Below are 15,618 nucleotides of genomic sequence, written 5' to 3' on the forward strand. Positions count from 1 at the left end.
GGATAATTATGTATAAAGTTAAAGTAGAGAACGTCTCTAAAATATATGATATTAATAGAAATCGCATAGCAAAAGTATTATCATTGCTGACTTTCGGTAAACTTTATAAGGCAAAACCATTTTATGCCTTAAGAGATATCGATTTTGAAGTTAATGCAGGGGATTCTGTGGGTATATTGGGATTAAACGGTTCCGGTAAAACCACGCTGTCAGATTTAATCGCTGAAGCGACAGTCCCGTCCAAAGGTAAAATTCATATTAATGGACGTACTTCCTTAATTGCAATCAGTGCGGGACTGAATCAGGAACTGACCGGCGAAGAAAATATCCGTATCAAGTGTCTCATGCACGGCTTAAGTGAAAAGCAGATTGCAGACCGCTACGATGATATTTTGAAATTCAGCGAACTCGGTGAATTTATTAAGCAGCCGATTAAAAACTATTCGAGTGGTATGAAGTCGAGATTGGGTTTTGCCATTGCGATTCATACTGATCCCGATATTTTAATTGTCGATGAAGCATTATCGGTCGGAGATGACACTTTCGCCAATAAATGTATCGACCGCATGCGCGACTTCCAGGAGCAGGGCAAGACGATTTTCTTTGTCTCCCATGCAACGGGACAGATCAGACAGTTCTGCAATAAGGCAGTCTGGGTGCAATATGGCGAAATGAAACAGTTTGGGGACATGAAAGAAGTTACAAAAAGTTATGCCGAGTTTGTAAACCAGTATAAAAATCTTACAAAAGACGAGCAGATTGAATACAAAGATAAGATGGTAGGTATTCAGATGGAAGAGAGTCAGCATCTGGATCTGCCAAAAGAAAAGATAAATATGAATAGTGTCGCCATCGGCACATTGCTGTTTTTGTTTATGATGCTCGGAATTGTGTTTCAGATATTTAGTTTGTAAAGGTATGGTAAATTAGTATGAATATATGTAATATTGGGGTTCATACATTTAAGATTAGACATTAGGAGAATTTTCATGAGATACCTTCAGGGAATCATTTCATACGTGACTTTAAAATATAATATGCCGGTTGTCTCAAGACACATTCTGAAATTAAGTCTGTCGAAGAAAATCGGAGGTCAGGAACCGGGCTTAAGTTTCTTTCTGCGTAAGTCCGAGCATTTAACACTGATGGATTTGATAGACAACATGCGTCTCCAAAATGATTACGAGGCGTATTTAAAGGCGCTTATTTTACGTCACGAAAAGAATTACAAGGGTTCTCTTGAAATGGTAGCAAATGACCGTAATAAGGCTCTCGTGCCTTTTAAGACTAAGTTATATTATAATTTGAAGCGTTATGATGATATAGTACACATTGCAGACTCAGGGCATGATGTACTCGCTGAACTGACAGAAGAACAGCAGCTGGTCATTGTGCGCAACTTAATGAAAAACAATCAATATGAATCAATTGAAAAAATGATTGAGCGGACCAGTAAGAATAAAATGCAGCTTGAAGAGCTGTATCACCAGGAAAAAGATGATTTATATTATCAGTATTCATGGTCTCAGTACCGGACGATGATACTGGAAGACATCGACCCGAATGCACCATTTTCAGAAATTAAAGTTGCAATAGATGCAACTGACGATAATATGCGCGATTTGGGATATGTGCTGGTTATAAATAATTACTTTGTCAAAGAGCAGAATCTCGATGATTTGAATCAATTATTTGTAGATTATATTAATAACAATGAAAAACTTTTTAAATACATAGATCCGATAGCAGTGGATACGCTGGACTTTAATTTAAGCGCCAATGACAAGAAATCCGACCGGCTGCAGAACCTGCTGAATTATTATCATTTCGGCAAAGGGACTAAAATGCTCATGAATAAAATCATGAAGCTGCTCCCGGAAGTTACACTCAACGCTCAGCATATAATGAGTATCAGAAGACTGGTGCTGGACGGGCATTTAAATTTCAATGATTCAGTGATTAAAAAGATGTTTAATTCCGATAAGCGTCTGGAAAATGTCTTTCACAGTGCGACACTCTTTATAGATGAAGAGACCCGTTCAATGACTGATAAGTTTGTACATCACAATTTCAGTACAAGAGAACGCACCAGAATTTATAATACTGTAATTAATCAGCTGCAGCGCGTGAATAAGCGTTATGAGCTTCCGTTTTATATATTTTCCTATCTTGAAAAAACAGCAGCCAGGAAACAAAATCATACTTATATACTGGCACGATTTTATGCAACTGAAGATCAAAAAGAAAAGCTGAACAGTCTGATATTATCAAACACATTGGATAAGCAGTTAAAAATACATATTAACTTATCAATGTATCTGTTCAATTTAAAAATGTATGCCTGCTCACTGCAGCATGCACGGGAAGCTTATAATATAAAACCGAGCAATGCAGATGTGCTTCGTTCATTAATCCGTTCACATCATGTCATGGGGAACATAGATGAAAGATATAAAATGCTGCAGGAAATGAGAAAGCAGTTTCCGTCCAGAGTCTATCCCGGAGAATTTTTAATGGCGGAACAAGAGCATGAGCTTTTCCACAGTGAATGGCAGCCTAAACCGCTGACTGATGATATTGTCTATAAAGATGACGGTAAAACAGTGCTGTTCGTACTGAATAAGGCAATGCCTGCTATTAATGGCTATACCATCCGTACGAATGAAATCGTTTCAAGAGTGCGGGATTACGGCTACCGTCCTGTCGCAACATCAAGACTTGGCTGGTCCCCGGAACATGAGAATTACACTAAACCGGGGCTGGATGAAGGGGATTACCGAACTTACTATATAGATAAGTCGGATAAATATTTAACAAACCGTACACCGATGAGAAAGTACTTCAATGTTTATAAAGAGGAATTATTAAAAATCGTGCTGAAAGAAAAACCGGCGGTAATACACGCTGCGTCAAATTTTCAAAATGCACTGCCTGCAATTCGTCTCGGCAATCAGATGAATATTAAAACGATTTATGAAGTCCGCGGTCTGTGGCATCATACGCAGACTTCAAAAGTACCTGAGTTCTTTAATTCGGACCGTTTTAATATGCAGGAACAATATGAAATATTGTGCTGTGAGTATGCGGATGAAGTAATCGTAATCAGTGAAAGCTTAAGAGAATATTTAATATTAAAAGGTATTAAAGCAGAGAAAATTACTGTGCTGCCTAACGGGGTGGACAGTGAAGTGCTGTCACCTCTTGAGAAATCTAATGATATTCTTGAGCGCTATCAGCTTGAAGACAGTATTGTGTTAGGTTTTATCGGATCAATTACTAACTATGAAGGCATTGAACTGATTATCGATGCTGTAGAAGCGCTGAACAGCACCGGTGAGTATAAGCAGCGCTTTAAACTGCTCGTAGTGGGCGATGGGCAGCACCGTGCCACCCTGCAGCGTAAAGTTCTCAATCAGAACTTAAGCGAAGATATTATTTTTACAGGGAAAGTGCCGTTTGAGACGGTTAAAGATTATTATTCTGTAATTGATATTGCGCCATTTCCGCGTCAGGATAAGCTGGTTTGCCAGCTTGTAACACCGATTAAAACATATGAAGCAATGGCAATGGGGAAACGCGTTATTGTCAGCGATGTTAATGCATTGAAAGAAATGGTTATCGATCAGGTGAACGGTGTGTACTTCGAAGCCGATAATCAGGAAGCATTTGAAGAAGCGGTAATCAGTGTACTTAACAACGATTCAATCGGTGAATCCGCACGCGAGTGGGTTGTGGATAACCGTGACTGGTCAGTATTGCTTAAAAAACTTGCAAAAGTCTATGAAAAAATGGATATTAAAGCAAATTAAAAAAGAGCTGCACAAAAGTGCGCTCTTTTTTTATTGCTTCAGGAAATTTATATAATTTTGAATGCCTGAAGATGCCTGAGTGATAACCTGCTGGTTTTGATTTACAAAATCGGTTAATTCTTCTTTTGGCATATCTTCCAATAATGACAGCGATAGTTCAATTAACTCTTCTCGTTTAATATAGGGTGCTGTCATTTCCTCTTCCTGATAAACATTCAAATTTTTAAATCCTTCTGGATATTTGTAAGGATTGCCGACAAAGCCTTTAATATTCATACGAGCTAAAATTAACAGCAGCATCCATTCACCTGTTTTACCAGGTATTTCTGCATATTCAGCAATATTTCCACTTTTTGATATACTTCCAGGCTGGTATTCATATGTCTGTGAAAATCTCGGTTTAACACTTTCCGTATCAGGTGTGACTCTGATTCGGTACTTGCCGCCTTCATCGAGTTTAAACTGACAGTATCTGGAGTCCGTCTTGTGAGACTTTTTATAAGGATGACCATCTTTATACAGTTCGTAGACGTAATGTCTCGGTTCAATATAGTTCATGTAAACAGATAGAATATCATCTTCCAGCTTCTCATCAAAGAGCAGCTGGTTTTCATAGTTGTCGGAATTAAACTTTCTCAGCTGCTGGACGATACTGTCGTATGCTTCTATAGGAGCATTAAAGATATCTTTTATATTTGTATTATCAGCACTGATGACCAGTTTATTGCCGATACTGTTATAGAGCAATTCATACATGCCTTTTATAAAATCATCATGTTCATTGCCGGGTGTTACATTAAGAAGAATGATCTGCTCGTAAAAGCTTGTCAGTTCAATAATTTTGTCCAGATGTTTTTTCAATGCTTTGAACTGATCTATTTTACGCAGGTCTTCATATTCTATTTTCTCATCGATAAGTTCAAATGATTCTCTGTTAAAGTATGAACCGTTATATTTTACAAGCGGATTCAGTTCGCTTAAAAGGTCTATCATTAATACTTCTGAACGGGATTCCTGGAGCTTGGCTAGATTCGCTTTATTTAAATCTCTGTGAGCTTTAGAAATTTCAACGATATCAGATGTATTTATATCCTTCATAGAAACGGGATAGGGTTTAGAAAGAAGAGAAAGGAAACTCTGTCCTGAAACAAAAATATTCACGTCATACGGAAAATTTCTGAATTCCGTTAAGCGGCTGGCGAAAGTGCTGCCTATTATATCAATTTTCATTAATTTGCACCTCAAGATTTTTCTTAGAATGTTTTCTATTTTATTGCCTTAATAGTATAATATAGAATGAATCAATTATAAGGAGTCGGCGTGATGTATTTTATAAAGAAAAACTTACTTAATATTATCATCTGTGTGTTAGCATTTGGCGTGATTGGTACCGCTGTGAATTTCTTCATACCACCGGCCGGTACAACGTACGAAGAATATTATACATTAGAAAGCGGTCTGGAACCAAATTCAATTGCAAATTTAAATATTCAGTTAAATGAAACGGTTAATAATGTATCAGATAATATTAGAGTAGCAAGTGTTGAAGGACAGTCTGGCTCTGATATGCTGAAACTTGTTATCGGCACCGAGAGCGGTATAAATTACAACTCAATTCATGCTCAGGCAATGGACATTATTGCCGGTGAAGGTATAGTGACTGCTGACAGTGCAGGGCTGAATACGTTTGAAACGCCCAACACTGCACTTAAACTGATTATAATTTTTATATCATTATTAATCGGTGCTGCAGCTGGTATAATTATTGCGCTGAATAACAGAAATATAAGTACTGAAGAAGATATTCAGCACTATCTTGGAGAAAGAACACTGGGTACTTTCTAGGAGTGATATGATGAACGAAAATGAAGAAAGATTAATGGACTTTAACGAAGATGTTATAAATAAATTGTATGATACAGCAATTGCCATCAGAAATGAAAACCACGACAACCCGAACAACAAAACATTGTTCTCTTCAGTGGATCAGGGGATGGCGACAGTAGAAGCGGCAATGCATATCGCATATATACTGACGGAACTTAAAGACAAAGTGCTGGTCGTCAATCTCGACAGCAGCAGTACCGAAAAAATTGAAAGTTACATTCATTCAAAAGCAAAACCGAATTTGTTCACAACTTTAAGTACGTCCATGTTCCTAAGTGAAGCAATTCAGCATTCTAAATATGAAAAACTGGATATTATTCATGTTGAAGATATGGCAGAAGAAGAACTGATGAAGCAATTCAGTCAGTATAATGTGCTGTCCAAATTGAGTCCGCTGAAAAGTTATTATAATCACATTTTTCTTATCGGTCCGGAATTTCAAAGTATGGAAAATTATGGACCGATTTTAGAGCTTGCTGACAGTGCGGTCACTGTAATAAGTTCGAAAAAGAATGACAGACATGAATTAAATCACTATTTACAAAAAATTAACCTTTTTAATGTAAAAAGTTTTGGTATACTAAGAAAAGCAGATTAAATTTATTTAAGAAAAGGTAGGGTGTTTCAGAGTGAAACTAACAACAATCGGATTAGGATATATCGGTTTACCAACTTCAATCATGTTCGCAAAACATGGCGTAGATGTAGTTGGTGTCGATATTAAACAGGAAGCAGTAGATATGCTTAATGGAGGACAAATCCACATCGAAGAGCCTGGTTTACAGGATGCACTGGAAGAAGTGCTTGAAACTGGTAAATTCAGAGCATCAACGACTGCTGAAGAAGCAGATGCATACATTATTGCTGTACCTACACCAAACAAAAACGATGAGTACAAGTCAGCAGACATCTCTATCGTAATGAGCGGTGTTGAGTCAATCGTTCCACTACTTAAAAAAGGTGATACGGTAATCGTTGAATCAACAATTGCACCCCGTACTATGGATGACCATGTGGCACCTTACCTTGAAGAGCAAGGGTTTAAAATTGGAGAAGACATTTACTTAGTACATTGTCCTGAGCGTGTACTGCCGGGTCAGATTATGCACGAACTTGTTTATAACAACCGTATTGTCGGCGGGATGACCCCTCAATGTGTTGAAGCTGGTAAAAAAGTGTACGGTACATTTGTACAGGGTGAAATGATTGAGACAAACGCTAAGACAGCGGAAATGTCTAAATTGATGGAGAATACTTATCGCGACGTGAATATTGCACTAGCGAATGAACTTGCAATGATTTGTAACCGTCTGGATATTAACGTACATGAAGTAATTGAAATGGCTAACAAGCATCCGCGTGTTAACCTGCACACACCGGGACCTGGTGTCGGCGGACACTGCCTGGCTGTAGATCCTTACTTCATTATTGCTGAAGCGCCGGAAGAATCTCCGTTAATTCAGTTATCAAGATCAATCAACGTGTCTATGCCTGAATATGTAGTGAACATTACTAAAAAAATGCTGTCTAAACTGAATGGCAACAAAGTAACTGTTTTCGGTTTAACATATAAAGGTGATGTGGATGATATCCGTGAATCACCAGCGTTTGATATTTACGAACTGCTTCGTAAAGAAGAAGGACTGGAAGTAAATACTTACGATCCGCACGTGAAAATGGACTTTGTTGAGAAAGATATGAAGTCTGCAGTGACTGATTCTTCATTAGTATTAGTATTAAGTGACCATAGTGAGTTCAAAATCTTAACTGATAACGATTTTGAAACAATGAAAGACAAAGTGATCTTTGATACTAAGAATGTAGTACCTAATAACTTCTCTGAAGTGCAATACTTCAACTACGGTAATATTCAAAAATTCTAGTATAAATATAAATATAAAAACTGTAGACAAAGTTAATAGCTGACCTGTCTGCAGTTTTCTTTTTTTTATAATTTAATAATACATAAATGCGGGGTAGAGAAATGGAACATAAATTAGATAAATTTTTAAGACATGTTAAAGAATTTGATGTCAGTCATTACGTATGGATTTATGAAAAGGGGAACAAACCTTTACTGCAGTCAGTACAGTCAATGAAAAAACTTGGAGAACTGAAAGATTATCAGAAACAGATTATGCGTGTCCTGGCTCACAGAAAAGCGGATAAGAAAGATTACTACTATTTGGAGTATGAGGGCAATGAACTGGGCTGGGCTGAATTAAAAACATCTATTGTTGTTTACTCAAAGCCGCGTGAACATGTAAGACTTGATCTTGATAAATTTATGCAGGAACAGGACAAACAAATCTTCGTTGTAGCTAAAAATAACTTAAGTCTGTTAAAAGACCAAATGCTCGATTCCAGATTTATTATGATTAAAGACGGGATTGAATATGAGGCGCTGTTTAAAAAACATCGTCTGCAAGGCTGGTTCTCTTCGGATACGCTGGTGCGCTCTGAAAGAGCAAAAATTAATGTAACTGGCTATACCGACGACTTTAAATTATATGAATTTAATAACCTGACATCTGAAGTGCGTGTTGATGAAACAAAAATATATCCGATTACTATTGTGCATATGTTCAGAGATATAAATCTGGCTAAAGTTAAAACAGGCATGGGCAATTACTGGACAGATATGAGTCAGCTGAAATATGACAAGGAAAGTCTTCCGGAATATGAACCGCCATATACTTTTGACGAAACAGTCGTGTATGATTTGATTCAGAATGTCTCAGAAGAACGTAAAATGACAAAAGCGCTGGTTGAACGTCTGAAAAGCCAGTTCAGAGATACAGATATTGAAATCGAGCCTTCTAACACTGAAGAAGTAAATGACTTAATTGTCGATAAGGATATCGAACTGCTGCAGGAAGAATTGGCAGCTGAAAAAGAAAAGCGTAAAAATATTGAAAGCAGATATAATAATCTTAAAAAATCGTTCTTCGGCAAACTGCAGACTAAATACTGGAAAATGAGAAAGTAGGTGTCTTGTATTGACGACAAATAATAATGAATCAGTATTACCTCATGTAAGTATTTCAGATAATTACTTACTTGGTTTGTATCAGCTGGCAAAGTTCCATGATGTTGATACATATGGGAATCTTTTTAATAAAGATGTTTCTACATCAACTCAGTATCATGATTTGTCATTGGAAGAATACTATAAGTTATTCAATGAACAGGGCAAACCAGAACTCATCAATCAAGTTGAGGAATTGTCTGAGTATGTAACAGAATCAAATGGTTCCCGCGTGTTTAAAAAGATAGATTTAAATATAGGGATTATTTGTGATGAATTTTTATATGAAGCATATAATGATGTAGTGAATCTTCATTACATTAACTACGATAAAGACAATATAGAAATTGAATTTGACTTTGTTATCGTAGCAACGACTTGGAAAGGTATTGACGGCAGCTGGCAGAATGTTTCTAAAGACAAATCGGAAGAACGTCATCATCTGTATGAACTGATTAAAGAACTGCAGGAGAGAAATATACCGACATTGTTCTACTCAAAAGAAGACCCTGTTAACTATGACCAGTTTGTTGAAATTGCCAAGAAGTGTGATTATATCTTTACCTCAGCAGAAGAAATAATTCCACGTTACATTGAAGCAGTCGGCCACGACAGAGTGTATAAATTGGAATTTGGAATCAATCCTCATAAACATAATCCAATTGGGATTAATGCACCTGAATTTAAAGATTACAAAGATGACGTTATTTTTGCGGGCAGCTGGATGGTGAAATATCCAGTCAGAAACCAGGAATCAGCAATGGCATTTGACGGAGTGATTAAAGCAGGAAAGGATCTAACGATTATTGACCGTAATCTGAAGCTTGAGAATAAGCGCTATCATTTCCCGCCGAAATATATGGAATACTTATCATACCCATTGCCGCATGACTTACTTATGAAGACTCATAAAATATACAGAAACGCGATTAACGTCAACTCAGTTAAATACTCAAACACGATGTTTGCAAACAGAGTGTATGAACTGCAGGCATTTGGAAACATATTGTTATCTAACTTCTCAGTTGGAGTGAATAGTAAATTCCCCCACGTATTTATTTATAATTACAAAACTGATGTTCCTCAATTCCTGACACATACATCAGACAGAGCAATAAGAGAAATTTCATCTGCGGGTATACGTCAGACAATGAATTATGAAACGACGTACCATAGAATTAAATATATGTATGAAATACTCGGACATACACTTGATGTTGATAATGCAAAAGTGCTTGTAGTCTTAAAATCAGAAGATAACGAAGCGGATCAGATGGTTAAAGCACAGTCATATAAAGATATTGACTTCATTAATAAAGATGAATTAAACGATATTGGATTATCACCGTATCGTTTCGTGACATATTTCGACAATGAAAAGTATTACTATGAAGAAAATTATATAGAAGAACTGGTCAGTGGATTTAAATATGCTGACGTAGATTTTGTTACAAAAGATAACTCGAAAGAGAAATACAACTTTACAAATAATTTTTCAGATATAGCATTAACAATGTTTGACCTGAGCATTTTACCGGATGCAAATATTGAAACCGTTAAAAATAAAGTTTTATCAGGATTGAATATCGATGATACTGAAGTTGTTCTTCACACAGAACTGCCGGTGATGAGCAGCAGAAAGCATAAGCTGAGTGTTGTTGTACCGATTCACAATAATGGAAGATATCTTGAAAACAAATGCCTGCGCAGTTTAAAACGCCAGTCTGTATATGAAGATATGGAAATTATCTTTGTGAATGACGGTTCAACAGATGAAGAAACGATCAATATAGTGAACCGTTTGATCAGACGTAATCCTGATATTGTCTACTATGAATTTGAAAAAGCATCAGGCAGTGCTTCAACGCCGCGTAATAAAGGCGTAGAGCTTGCTTCAACAGAGCTGGTTACATTCCTTGATCCGGACAACGAAGCGACAGGAGACGGATTTAGCAGGCTCCTAGAGGAAATTGAAGCGGATGACACTCTTGATATGGTTGTCGGTAACATGGTTAAAGAAGACCAGAATGAAAAGAGTATTTTTAATTATTATAAGACTGTTCAGCATTATAACTATAAGAACAATCTGATTGATGATACGAAAGGTTTCCTTAAACGTTCGTTCTTAAAAGCTCAGAGTATCCAGGCTATGATTGTGCGTAAGAGTATTATTGATGACAATAATATTAAAATGGTCGAAGGCGCTATCGGACAGGATACGATTTACTATCAGGAACTGCTGCTGCATTCTAATAAGGTGAAAGCAATTGATGAAGTCATTCACATGTATTATGGTGCGGTTGCTGATTCTGTAACGAATACAGTAGGATTGTCATTCTTTGATAAGTACTTGAAATTAGAAAAATACCGTATTAACTTCCTGACTGAAAATGACTTAATTAACGAGTATTTAGAAGATCGTTTTGAGTATTATCTCATGAACTGGTACCTTCCGAGACTGGAAAGAGTAGAAGAAGCAAATCAGCCTGAAGCCGCAAAAAAGCTGCATGAAATATTTAGTCTTTACAAAGATTATATCGGCGATGAATATGCACTTGTGGAAGAGAAAATTTTAGAATATCAAAAATAATGTTGCTCAGATAATCACTTCTATGAGAAACATCGTTTTGTGGGGGGAACAGCGTGTTAGTAAATAATATCGAAACATCGTATTCATACGTATTGCTGCATCAATCCTTGCAGTCTGACAATATCACACAGAGTTCTAAAGTAAGTATTGGGGAATATAATTTACATTACAGTAATGATATGGACGTTACATTATATGAAGAGAATAACAGCCAGCTGATTGTACTGGGTTATATGCTTGATATTCGCGATGGTGACTTAACAGATATAGAAATCCTTCGAAACCTGTCAGTATCAAATGATATTGACAGGGAACTGGATTATATTAATGGACGGTATGTGCTTATCGTTAATAAGGAAGCTGAGGCGGAAGTCTATACAGATGCGAGCGCATTGCTGCCGATTAACTATGCAGAGAATGAGAAAGTAATCTCGTCACATGATATTCTGATTGAAGAAGTGCTGAAACAAAATAATATCGAAGTTAAACCGTTGAGAGAGGAACTGAAAGGTTCATTTGATTTTACAAGATATGAAAGTATTTTTAAGTTCAATCCCAGCTTAAAACTTGATTTAAGCACATGGGAATTTAAAAGATACTATCCGGATAAAGACATTGTTCATAAAAGCATCGATTTTGTTATTAAAGAACTGGAAGTATATTTTAATGAAATGATTAAATGGCTAAAGCATTCGCAGAAAGAAATTATACTCACTTTAACAGGGGGCTATGATTCCCGTGTATCGATGGCGTTGACGAATTCTTTCAGTGAAAAGGTAGAGTATATTACATATCTGCACCCGAATCTTGCACGTTTAAGTGAACGTGCGCAGGAAATATACGATATTGATATGTTTATAACTAAAGCTATTGGGACAAACTTAAATGTGAATCATACGATGGTGGACCTGGCGGATTATAATTTACAGGGGAATGAAAGGAAAAATGCCCTGCAGACTTTGCAGACTGCACATTCATTCTCTTTAATAGACTATTTCCGCAATGAAAGAAAATTTAATAAAGCTCTTCATATTAAGTCCACAGTATATGGAATGGGGAAATCGGACTTTCCTTTAAAGAAAAATCATAATCCCGCTACTTATGAAGAGATGAACGATTTCATACACGGTGTTTCAAAAGAAGCGGTTAAATTTCCGAATTATAATGATATCGTTAAAGAATACTATAAACGTAATCTTCATAGTGAAGGTGTAGGGAAAGGCAGGCATTACTTTGAAATTTTCCATCTGGAGAGCCGTATGGGGAATTGGCACAGTAATGTAACGCAGGAGACAGATCCTGAATTGCTGGATTTCATTTTTGTAAATACACGCAGAATTATCGATCTCCTGCAGTCGCCTTCGATTCAGGAACGTAAAGATAAAGTGCTGTATAAAACTTTGATAAATAAATATTGGCCGGCACTTTTGTTTATAGGCGTAAATGAGAAAACGATTAATGTGGATTATGATAAAATCGGATTGACCAATCAGTATATTAATGGTCTGAAGATTTATGAGCTGAATAACCTGGAGTTAGAAAAAAATGCAGATAATGTGTTTACGATTAAACCGGATTCAGAGTTCGTGGGTCCGCAAAATCAGTATGTATTTAAAGCGAAAAATAATACGCATGAATCAAAAACTTTGCATCTAAAGAGTCTTTTTAATAAAGAAAGCGGCAGAAAGTATATTAATGTTAAAATAATGAAACTTGATAATAAAACTTTTAAGAGTATCGATATCGTCGACTTATTTGAAGGTTATGATGTCACACTTGAACCTTTCCAGCAGTTTATGATTAGAATAGATTATAGTAATGTATTCGACAAAGCATCATGGCAGCAGGCAGGACGTATTCAAATAAGTAATGTATAAAATCGGAGGTCAGTCATGTTAAACAGTTTTGAAATATCACATGAAGTGAATAATCAATACAGTTGTAACTATAAATTAAAGGATGACTTGGTTATAAGCTATGACCATGAAGATATTTTTAACAGGGTTATAAAAAATAACAGTACAATCATCAGCTACGGTTACTGTTTCGATGTCAGAAATCCAAATCAAAACATGAAAGAAACATTAAGTAATCTTTTAAATAATCCCTCTGAGATTCTGGAAAATATTAAATATTTAAACGGACATTTTATATTGGTATTTAAAACGAACAATAGCTGGAAACTGATCACAGATGCTGCAGGAATGACACCTGTTTATTTTGATGCTGCTGAGAAAATTGTGACAGTACACAATACAGTTACACTGCCGACATTAAACGGTGTATCTATTCTAGATCTGCAAGACTTTACATTATCGAGAATCAGTATAAGCGACAGCAGGCTGACGGATGAACGTATTGAAAGAACTGTGTTGGATCTTGTAAGCAACCAATATAAATATTTCATCGATAAAGATGTAACTTTGAATTTCAGAAGAAATAAAATGAACAAAGCGATTATTTCTATACTGCGCCCGGTTCTTATGAATCAGACACTGAATCTCAGAGAGAATGATGAACTGACTGTTAAAATCGGGCACTGGATGGCACGTGAGTATAAAATGAATATCCTGGAAGAAGATGCAGAAGCTTCATCAACTTATCTTGCCAATACCCATCTGATGAATTACAGCTTTTATATGAGAAAAGATATTGATTTGGCAGATAAAGAACTGAATAACTTTAATAATTTATACAATTTGAATGATGGAAATTTAGAAGATCGCTCTAGTATAGAATATAATCTGCTGCATAAACTGAATTACAGAAATGACCAGAAGCCTCAGCTGATTTATGATCCGTTTAATGTATTGGCAATACAGGAAATCATATACAACTTTAACGATGCTGCCGTATTTAATCCTCTAACACGAATTATTAAAATAATGCATCCGTCAATTGATTTTTATGATTTTTCTGAGGGCGTGACATTACTGCAGAAATATACAAAAATGAAGAAACAGAATCAAAAAATGTCAGAAGAGCTGAAGAAAGTAGTAGTGAATCAGGAATTCCTACGGGAAGCTGAAGCACAAGGGATTAGTGTATCTGAGAATCTGGACGGTAAAATTCTGGATAAAGGAATTACTGTTCATCCGGCATCCCAGCTTATCAGTAAAGATGATATTTATGAAATGACTTATGTTAAAAACGGCCCGGGCATGATTCTTGTTGAAACTTACTTTAACAACCCTAAGAATGCTCACAGAATCAAAATTGAATTAAATAATGAAACTTTTAATATCGATGAATTTCTGGAAGGAAAGTTTATACAAGCAAATTCAGAGATAAATATTAAAATGTATTATGAACGAAATTATGATGCGGCATCATGGCAAAAGGCAGGAAAGATAACTGTTAAAGAAATAGATTAATTTAAAAGTGAAGAATTATATTCTTCACTTTTTTAATAAATACAGTGAGGAGTAATTTAATGTCATTATCTTATATGGACTGGATAGAGAAGTACAATTTAAATTTTCAATTACATATCACACAACTTGAAGATAGCCCTATCTATAAGCAGATAGACTTAAAGGAAATTACAGAGAATTTATCGACATTTAATAATACAGTGGTGGATGTTATTTCAACTGCTAAAATAAATGAGAAGTATTATTTTAAATTTAAGTATAAAGATAATTTAATCGGCTGGTGCAGTCCAAAAAACGATACAATAGCTTATATTAAGAATAAAAAACAAGAAACTAAAATTGTGAACGATGAGAATATAGAAAATGATCTTAATAAATTATTAGAAATAGATACACAAAAATTAAAGGAAAACTGGTTTAAAATTTTCATTAGTGATTTTTACGCAATTTTTAATAATGAAATTTATTGTTCAATCATGTTGAAAGATGAATTATTAGGATTTATCAATTTGAAGGATATTTCATTTTTTATAAACTATAAAAAAGATTTCGAATTTATAGCAGATGAAGTGAACTTATACAAGGATAGCAAGCTGGAGAAAACAGTTATAGAAAATTTTGAACATGACAGCAAACTATACAGTTCTTTAGGCGGATTTGAAAAGTTTAATGGTGTAAGAGTAATTATTAATGGAAAAAGATATTGGACCGATATTAATAATACAAATATAAGTATAGAAAAATCAGTCGTTGAAACGTTGGACGAAGTGATTATAGATGCTTTGATTTATCAGCTGCAGGAGAAAGTTAAGACACAGAATGAATTCTATAGTAATCAAATTATCAAACTCAGAGATAATATTAAAGAATTGAAAGAACAGGAAAAGAAAACTAAGCAAAATATTAAAAAATTAAAAGAAATTCTGTAAC

At 35.5% G+C, this 15,618-nt stretch carries 11 protein-coding genes; 10 read left to right on the forward strand and 1 reads right to left on the reverse strand.

The window, feature by feature from the left end:
• Window positions 1-5: 5 nt before the first annotated feature.
• Both RZ44_RS02795 and RZ44_RS02800 read left to right on the forward strand, forming a co-directional pair.
• A complete protein-coding gene (locus RZ44_RS02795; protein WP_035808236.1) occupies window positions 6-914 on the forward strand; it encodes an ABC transporter ATP-binding protein in 909 nt (302 codons plus the stop codon).
• A 75-nt stretch (window positions 915-989) separates the two neighbouring features.
• Window positions 990-3,809 (forward strand): glycosyltransferase family 4 protein, encoded by a 2,820-nt coding sequence (locus RZ44_RS02800; RefSeq protein WP_035808238.1) that lies wholly within the window; start codon window positions 990-992, stop codon window positions 3,807-3,809.
• 30 nt (window positions 3,810-3,839) lie between these two features.
• Here RZ44_RS02800 and RZ44_RS02805 read toward each other — a convergent pair whose 3' ends face one another.
• Window positions 3,840-5,039 carry a hypothetical protein gene (locus RZ44_RS02805; protein WP_052108742.1) on the reverse strand — a complete coding sequence of 400 codons (1,200 nt, stop codon included), beginning with the start codon at window positions 5,037-5,039 and terminating at the stop codon, window positions 3,840-3,842.
• Window positions 5,040-5,132: 93 nt separating this feature from the next.
• On the opposite strand from RZ44_RS02805, the gene RZ44_RS02810 reads away from it, so the two are divergent.
• The 8 genes from RZ44_RS02810 to RZ44_RS02845 all read left to right on the forward strand — a co-directional run bounded on the left by RZ44_RS02810 (window position 5,133) and on the right by RZ44_RS02845 (window position 15,617).
• A complete protein-coding gene (locus RZ44_RS02810) occupies window positions 5,133-5,654 on the forward strand; it encodes a hypothetical protein (RefSeq protein ID WP_035808242.1) in 522 nt (173 codons plus the stop codon).
• Window positions 5,655-5,664: 10 nt separating this feature from the next.
• Window positions 5,665-6,294, forward strand: a complete 630-nt coding sequence (locus tag RZ44_RS02815; RefSeq protein ID WP_052108759.1) for a ParA family protein — start codon at window positions 5,665-5,667, stop codon at window positions 6,292-6,294.
• A gap of 31 nt (window positions 6,295-6,325) precedes the next feature.
• A complete protein-coding gene (locus RZ44_RS02820; RefSeq protein WP_035808246.1) occupies window positions 6,326-7,579 on the forward strand; it encodes a nucleotide sugar dehydrogenase in 1,254 nt (417 codons plus the stop codon).
• 101 nt (window positions 7,580-7,680) lie between these two features.
• A complete protein-coding gene (locus RZ44_RS02825) occupies window positions 7,681-8,685 on the forward strand; it encodes an SH3-like domain-containing protein (RefSeq protein WP_035808249.1) in 1,005 nt (334 codons plus the stop codon).
• Between the two features lie 10 nt (window positions 8,686-8,695).
• A complete protein-coding gene (locus tag RZ44_RS02830) occupies window positions 8,696-11,314 on the forward strand; it encodes a glycosyltransferase (protein ID WP_035808251.1) in 2,619 nt (872 codons plus the stop codon).
• 53 nt (window positions 11,315-11,367) lie between these two features.
• Window positions 11,368-13,191 (forward strand): hypothetical protein, encoded by a 1,824-nt coding sequence (locus RZ44_RS02835; protein ID WP_035808253.1) that lies wholly within the window; start codon window positions 11,368-11,370, stop codon window positions 13,189-13,191.
• Between the two features lie 15 nt (window positions 13,192-13,206).
• Window positions 13,207-14,688 (forward strand): hypothetical protein, encoded by a 1,482-nt coding sequence (locus tag RZ44_RS02840; RefSeq protein WP_035808254.1) that lies wholly within the window; start codon window positions 13,207-13,209, stop codon window positions 14,686-14,688.
• 59 nt (window positions 14,689-14,747) lie between these two features.
• On the forward strand, window positions 14,748-15,617 hold the full coding sequence (locus tag RZ44_RS02845; RefSeq protein WP_035808257.1) for a GW dipeptide domain-containing protein: 870 nt from the start codon (window positions 14,748-14,750) through the stop codon (window positions 15,615-15,617).
• Window position 15,618 lies beyond the last annotated feature (1 nt).

This window comes from Jeotgalicoccus saudimassiliensis (assembly GCF_000756715.1).
GTDB classification, from domain to species: domain Bacteria; phylum Bacillota; class Bacilli; order Staphylococcales; family Salinicoccaceae; genus Jeotgalicoccus; species Jeotgalicoccus saudimassiliensis.

Bases quoted from the DNA above. Each gene is read 5' to 3' on its own strand.
- RZ44_RS02805 (WP_052108742.1), bottom strand. From the start codon at position 5,039: ATGAAAATTGATATAATAGGCAGCACTTTCGCCAGCCGCTTAACGGAA.
- RZ44_RS02810 (WP_035808242.1), top strand. From the start codon at position 5,133: ATGTATTTTATAAAGAAAAACTTACTTAATATTATCATCTGTGTGTTA.
- RZ44_RS02815 (WP_052108759.1), top strand. From the start codon at position 5,665: ATGAACGAAAATGAAGAAAGATTAATGGACTTTAACGAAGATGTTATA.
- RZ44_RS02825 (WP_035808249.1), top strand. From the start codon at position 7,681: ATGGAACATAAATTAGATAAATTTTTAAGACATGTTAAAGAATTTGAT.
- RZ44_RS02800 (WP_035808238.1), top strand. From the start codon at position 990: ATGAGATACCTTCAGGGAATCATTTCATACGTGACTTTAAAATATAAT.
- RZ44_RS02845 (WP_035808257.1), top strand. From the start codon at position 14,748: ATGTCATTATCTTATATGGACTGGATAGAGAAGTACAATTTAAATTTT.
- RZ44_RS02840 (WP_035808254.1), top strand. From the start codon at position 13,207: ATGTTAAACAGTTTTGAAATATCACATGAAGTGAATAATCAATACAGT.